The organism is Leptospira alexanderi serovar Manhao 3 str. L 60, assembly GCF_000243815.2.
Lineage (GTDB): Bacteria > Spirochaetota > Leptospiria > Leptospirales > Leptospiraceae > Leptospira > Leptospira alexanderi.
The window spans coordinates 5,001-11,466 of the sequence record NZ_AHMT02000010.1 but is presented as its reverse complement, the minus strand read 5'-3'; the positions used below and the strand labels follow the sequence as shown (position 1 = coordinate 11,466).

At 41.3% G+C, this 6,466-nt stretch carries 4 protein-coding genes, 3 pseudogenes and 1 riboswitch; of the genes and pseudogenes, 5 read left to right on the top strand and 2 right to left on the bottom strand.

Going from position 1 to position 6,466, the window contains the following annotated elements; translation table 11 throughout:
- Nucleotide 1 precedes the first annotated feature (1 nt).
- Nucleotides 2-235, top strand: a complete 234-nt coding sequence (locus LEP1GSC062_RS25750; protein WP_020983388.1) for an IS3 family transposase — start codon at nucleotides 2-4, stop codon at nucleotides 233-235.
- The gene (locus LEP1GSC062_RS03155) at nucleotides 168-896 is read left to right on the top strand and encodes an IS3 family transposase (protein WP_081654715.1); all 729 of its coding nucleotides are present in this window, start codon (nucleotides 168-170) and stop codon (nucleotides 894-896) included. Before LEP1GSC062_RS25750 ends, LEP1GSC062_RS03155 begins: the two co-directional genes overlap by 68 nt.
- Before the next feature lie 154 nt (nucleotides 897-1,050).
- On the opposite strand, the pseudogene LEP1GSC062_RS25745 reads toward LEP1GSC062_RS03155, so the two are convergent.
- Both LEP1GSC062_RS25745 and LEP1GSC062_RS22850 read right to left on the bottom strand, forming a co-directional pair.
- Nucleotides 1,051-1,677 (bottom strand): annotated as a pseudogene (locus LEP1GSC062_RS25745) (transposase); the annotation flags it as partial.
- 99 nt (nucleotides 1,678-1,776) lie between these two features.
- Nucleotides 1,777-2,086: pseudogene (locus LEP1GSC062_RS22850) on the bottom strand (transposase); the annotation flags it as partial.
- A 48-nt stretch (nucleotides 2,087-2,134) separates the two neighbouring features.
- Here LEP1GSC062_RS22850 and LEP1GSC062_RS03140 point away from each other — a divergent pair.
- The 3 genes and pseudogenes from LEP1GSC062_RS03140 to LEP1GSC062_RS03125 all read left to right on the top strand — a co-directional run.
- A pseudogene (locus tag LEP1GSC062_RS03140) lies at nucleotides 2,135-2,474 on the top strand (leucine-rich repeat domain-containing protein); the annotation flags it as partial.
- A gap of 365 nt (nucleotides 2,475-2,839) precedes the next feature.
- Nucleotides 2,840-3,020: riboswitch (cobalamin riboswitch) on the top strand.
- A gap of 114 nt (nucleotides 3,021-3,134) precedes the next feature.
- Nucleotides 3,135-5,285, top strand: a complete 2,151-nt coding sequence (locus tag LEP1GSC062_RS03130) for a TonB-dependent receptor plug domain-containing protein (protein ID WP_020983386.1) — start codon at nucleotides 3,135-3,137, stop codon at nucleotides 5,283-5,285.
- Between the two features lies 1 nt (nucleotide 5,286).
- Entirely contained in the window at nucleotides 5,287-6,450 is a 1,164-nt protein-coding gene (locus LEP1GSC062_RS03125) for a YncE family protein (RefSeq protein WP_020983391.1), read from the top strand.
- Nucleotides 6,451-6,466: the final 16 nt, after the last annotated feature.

Below are 6,466 nucleotides of genomic sequence, written 5' to 3'. Positions count from 1 at the left end.
AATGAAATATACATATATAGAAAAGAATCATTTCCCAGTAAAGAAGATATGCAAGATTCTGAATGTATCCAAGAGCGGCTATTATGATTGGTTGAAACGAGAAGATAGCGAAAGAGTAAAGTCAAATCAAGAGTTAGACGAAAGAATTCGCCGTCTATTTGAAGAGCATGAGGGTAGGTCTGGATATTTACGAGTTCATCAAGACTTACGATCGGAAGGGGATTGTCGTATCTAAGAATCGAGTTTACAGAAGAATGTATAAACTGGGTTTAAAAGCCGATCGGAAGCGTTCTTTTCGTCCTGTGACCACGAACTCGAAGCACAAACTTCCTGTTGCTCCTAATCTTTTGGATCAAGTTTTCAAGTCGGATGGATTGAATCAGATTTGGCTCTCAGATATTACTTACATACCGATCAACGGGAAATGGATTTATCTATTTGCGATCAAAGATCTTTTCAATCGAGAGATCATTGGTTGGGAATTGGGTTCGACATTGGAAACGGAACATCTCTTGAAGGCCTTTGAGAAAGCTCTTTCTCGTAGGAGATATCCAAAAGAAGTCATATTTCATTCCGATAGAGGAGTTCAATATGCAAGTGATGACTTTAGAAAAGTATTAAATACGAATGAGTTCGTCCAGAGTATGAGTAGAAAAGGCAACTGCTATGACAATGCTCCCGGAACGCGATTCATAGAAAGCGTTCCGTTGAGTTTCCTGGAATCGTTCTTTAAAACTTTGAAAGTTGAGGAGGTTTACAGAAGGAAATTCAACACAATAAGGGAGGCACAATATTTTCTGTTTGACTATATCGAAAGATATTACAACAGAAAGAGAAGACACTCGGCTTTAGGCTATCTTACACCAGTCGAGTTCAGAGAAAGAATTACTGCATAGCCATGTCCGTTTTCTTGGGGGAAGTCCATATTTTACCAAAGGTCAAGCTGCAAGGTTCTGTCCGGTCTCGGTTTTTTCCGTAAGAAAGAACTGGTGAGGGCAGGTTCTTATCGTAAATATTCTTAACAAGTGGAAAAATCACTTTCGAATTCCTGTCGTCGACGTTTCCAGGAGTAATCATAAATGATAATATTTCACCTTGATCATTTATGATTAAATGCAATTTAAAGCCATAAAACCAGCCTGTGCTTGATTTCCCTCGTTGTGCAGTATCTTTCAATACTTTACAGCGTGTTCTAAAACTTCATGTTATTTTACCAAAGGTCAAGCTGCGAGGTTCTGTTCAGTTCCGGTTTTTTCCGTAAGAAAAAATCGAGACTGGACAGGTTCTTATGAGAATGGATTCTTCTGTTGTCGCATACTCCAAAGAATCGTAGAATCAATGAACGATATTCCCGAACATTTTCCCAGACAAGAATTTGATAGAAACGAAGCTATGACAGATAACGCGTTAGGCATCAGTTCAACAAAACGATTGTAACTTACCGCTTTTGGAAATTCGGATTTTAAATTCTTTTTTATTTCTATCAGATAATAATTTTTAAATTCTCTATAATGACAAAGATGAAAACAGACAACAATCGTTGCTACTTCACTCAGGCTTAACTGAAATTTTCGATTTCTTTTTCGAACCACCGGACAAAAGTATTTTCACGTTCCAGTTTATTTTTTGTTGTGTACAATAATCGTCTATCGCACAAAATATCTCTGTCAGATCCATATTTAACCCCTTTTTTGCTGAAAGTACGGTTCAATATGTGATCTGGCGTTTTTCTGTACAAGAGCTTTCTCTTTTTTCCTCCTTAGGCCGAACTCACGTTAAAAAAGGAAATAATAATTTAGAATCATGAGTTTCAGCAGAAGCGATTACAAAGGCTACAATTGTGCTCCACGCCTATCGACGAGAATATGCCTTTTAATCCCTCTTTTGCCGCGATCCGTCGGGTTTCGACCCGTGAAGGCCCCCCTTTTGGAGCCTTCGCGAAACTCCCGTCTGCTGCCATTACTTTTCTATCCTCTACTCGGGGACGACCGCCTTTCAGTCGGTTTGTTTTAAGCTTTGGTAATAAGGGATGAAGCCGTCTTCATATCTTTTCCGGAATATCTAAATGACCTAATTCTGTTTTCATTAGTCAGGTTTATTTCTTTAAACTATCGGTACAACCAGGTTTGGGGACACGCTCTTAATAGAGGCTTTCCAAAATCCTTCGGATTGTTCATGTCCTGAATTTGAACAACCAAAACCTCCAAAATCTTCCGAGACAAATTGGAAATCTACAAAATTTAACGACGCTTTCTTTGAATTACAACTCGCTTACAATACTTCCAAATGAAATTGGACAACTTCGGAATCTACAAAGTTTGCATTTGCTCGGAAACAAACTGGCAACACTTCCCAAAGAAATCGGACAACTTCGGAATTTAGAAGAGTTGCACTTACATTACAATCTTATTATAACTCTTCCGAAAGAAATCGGGAAACTACAGAATTTATATGAGCTGCATTTGGTTTCTAATCCTCTTTCAGTCAAAGAGAGAAAGGATTCGGAAGTTTCTCCCAAAATGTGTAATATCCTTGGATTGGTAAAATCGGGAATTGTCTGGTAAATCGGTTTAAAAAAATGGGAATTACGAATCTATCCTTAATGATGTTTACGCTAACGTAATAAACGGTAATCTTTGATTGTTGCACATTGCAGTAAGCGCGTTGCTTTCAATTCTATTTCAAACGCCGAATTCGAAAATTTCTTAAATAACCTTCACAATCTTCGGAAATCTTTCGAGTTTTATCTATAAAACGACTGATTGATTTCAGCCTTGTAAAACCAAATCTTTCCTTTGTTTTTTAAGGAATTTTCTTGCCTGCAAGTTCAGCGTTCGGAATCTTGGAACACAAACTTGTTTATTCTTGTAAATCGAGAAAGGGAATCCGGTTTAAGTCCGGAGCTGAACCCGCAGCTGTAATCGCCGTAAACGGTTTCGCGTTTGAGTCACTGTGTTTTTGCACGGGAAGGCCGCGAAACCGGCGAGAGCCAGAAGACCTAACAAGTTTGAAACAAACTGGCATGGCTTTCGGGATTTTAGAGTCGGGTTTGAAAAATAAACTTTCGAATTTTATCGATTCGAGAAGGGAACGTTCCCGATTTTTCTTCCCCGTCGCTTTCCTACGGGTAAGAAATGAAAATTTTAAAATACATTTTATTTTTAGAATATTCTATAATCCTGTTTTTTTATATTTTTGTTTCTGGGATTATCGCTCAGGATAATTCAAGCTCCACGATCTCTCAAAAAACGGATTCGGTTCAAAAGGCCGAAACCGTCCAGGTGATCGGAAAGGTTTCCGATTCGGATTCCCAAAACTTTCGATCCAATCCGAGCGGATTTCAATCCGCGATCAAACTGGATGGAGCGTCGGCACGTTATACGTCTTTGCCCGAGGTTTTGGAAAGAGAGGCCGGACTGAGGGTCAGATCCTTCGGGGGCTTGGGTTCTTATTCCACACTTTCCATCCGAGGCACAAACCCGAATCAATCCAGGATCTATTTGGATGGAATTCCGCTGAATAATTCCCAAGGCGGAGAAGTCAATCTCGCGGATCTTCCTTTTGACAGTTTAGAAAGTGTGGAAGTCTACCGATCCGGGAATCCGATCGGATTTTCCGGTTCCGCGATCGGTGGTGGCGTCAATCTCGTCACGAGAAAGGACACGAGCAAACCCAGAACGAGAATCAACATCGGAGGAGGTTCGTTTCATACCGGTAAGGCGAGTGTTTCTCATACCGGAACGTACAATGGAATCGGAGCGAGTTTTTTGGCGCTCGGCGAAAAATCGGATCAGAACTTTTCTTTTAAAAACGATCACGGAACCGTAGTTTTGAACACGTTAGACGACACGATTGATCGGAGAAGGAACGCGGCGTTTGAAAGAGCGGCGCTTTTTGGAACGCTCAAGTATCAAATCGGTAAAACGGAACTGAAATTATTAAACGACTTCAATCATAGAATTCATGGTCTTCCCGGGCCGGGTTCGAATCAGACGAATCGGGTTCATAGAAAATACGATCGATACATGGGTTCTTTCGCTACGGATACGAAAGGTTTATTCGTGGATTCTTTTCGTCTTGAGTCTAGAAGTTTTTATACCGCGGCCAAGGACGATCTTTTCGATCCCGGCTCCGAATTTTCCAAAGGAACCCCGAATTCCAGAGCGGAAATCAGACAGATGGGCGTTCAACTGATGCCCACTTTGTATCTTACGGATTATTATCAGATCCTAAGAGCGTTTGCTTCTTTAGAAAAAGAATCCTTTGATCGCAATAGGCTCACTCCTTCCAATGTTATCGGAAGAGTGGAGCCTCTAAAAGAAAGAATGTATTCTTCCTTTCGTTTGGAAGACGAAGTCCGCCTTTGGAACGCGAAGGTTCTTTTGATTCCTTCCGTGACTTGGGATCACTACAAGGATCGTTTTCCTTCGGAAGAACCTTGGTATAGAAGGCAGGATCCCTTGGCGGGAGATCAGAAAAAAACTACATTCACAAATCCTAAATTAGGTTTTGTATGGAAGTTGTTCGAAAAGGAAACCTGGGACATTCAATTTCAAGCAAACGTTTCCAAACAATATAGAATTCCTTCCTTTTTGGAAATGTTCGGAGAACAGGGGAGTATCATCGCAAATCCGAATCTGAGACCGGAACGAAGCGGCAACGGGGACGCCGGATTTGTGTTCAAAACGAATCATTCTTACTTGAAAACGAAGACGAGTGTTTCTTACTTTTCCAAAGATATCAAAGATATGATTTTGTTTCTTCCGAATTCTCAATTTACCCTGAGGCCGGAGAACGTGGATTCCGCGCGGATCAGAGGGGTCGAGTTTTCCCATCGGATAGATTGGAAATACGGGATTAAATTTTTGTTTAACTATACCTATCAGGATGCAATCAACACTTCCTCTTCCTTGTACCTCCGCGGAAAAATTCTTCCTTTGAGGTCGAGACACGAGTTTGCGAGCACTCTTTCCTGGAAAGGAAAGAGATTGGAAATCGGGATCGAATTGTTGTATATCGGCGCGGTGTTTCGAGATAGAACAAATGAATACATCAACTATATCCCGGAGAGACAGATTTGGAATTATTTTTTCACCTGGGTTTTGTACAGCGAACCGGGAGAACCGTTAAAGGATTCTCTCGGAAATTCGAAAGAATCCGCTCCCGCAAAGGAGTTCCTTTTAACCTTCGAGGTTAAGAATTTTACGGATCGAAGAGTTTCTGATCTGATCGGTTATCCGCTTCCGGGTAGAAGTTGGTACGTCACTTTGAGTATGAGATTTTGATATGAGATCAAGGATTAATATTTTTATAATATTCTTTTTTTTGAGTGTATCTTGTGGAGATATTCAAAAGCCGTCTTTCTTGAGTCTTCTTCTGATTCAAAACTCTCCCGGTAACATAGGAGTCGTAACTACGGATTTTGGCGGTGGTGGTCGTTTTAAAGTAATCAATTCTTCTCTACTTTACAGTTATCCGGGTTTGACCCCGATTCACTCCGATGCGGTTGCTCGTTTCGGGATCGGAAGAGTGTATGTGTTGAATCGACTCAATCGAGATAGCATACAAGTTCTCGAGCCAAGCTACGGATTTATCACGGTCTCGGAACTTTCGCTCGGATTGAAGGTCAATCCGGTGGATATGGAATTTGCAAGTGCGTCTAAGGCTTATGTGAGCCTGTACGGTTCCAGTCGCTTGTTGATCGTGGACCCGACATATATGACGATTACCGGTTCGATTGATCTTGGAAGTTATGCGGAACCTGTTTCACTTGGGGCCGTGCCCGACGGAATTCCCGAGATGAACGGTTTGAAAATAGTGGGAGATTCCCTTTTTGTATGCGTGCAGAGACTGGATCGAAACGATCCTTCCGGTTATTTTCCTCCGAACACTACCTCTCTTTTGTTGGAGATCAGTATTGCGACGGATGCGGTAATTGGAGTATATACGTTTCCAAGTTCCAATCCCGTGAGTAAACCACAACTTGTGGATCTTTTCGGGGAACCTCATCTTGTGGTTGCTACTCCCGCTAGAATGGGATTTCAGAGCCGAATCGACGGAGGAGTGAGCGCGTTTCGTTTATCGACTCGTTCCTTTGTTTCTCGATTCCTTTATTCCGAGTCGGTTGCGGGTGGAGATATCCTTTCTGTACAAGTGAAATCGGATACGGTCGGTTATGTTTCCGTTTTGGATTCCGGATTTACTAAAACGTTGCAGGTATTTAACCCAAGCACGGGAGAAAAAATTTCCACTCTTCTTACTATCCCTTCAAGTTACGATGCGAGTCTGTCGAGTATTCTTCTTGCATCGGATAAAATTTTATATGTGGGAAATACTCAATTTCAACAACCTGGCGTGACAATGTTTGATACGGAGAGAGGGAACGTCTTATTGACTCCGAATCCGATTTCGGTAGACCTTCAACCTTATGATATTATAGAACTGAAATAGGATAATCATTGGTTGA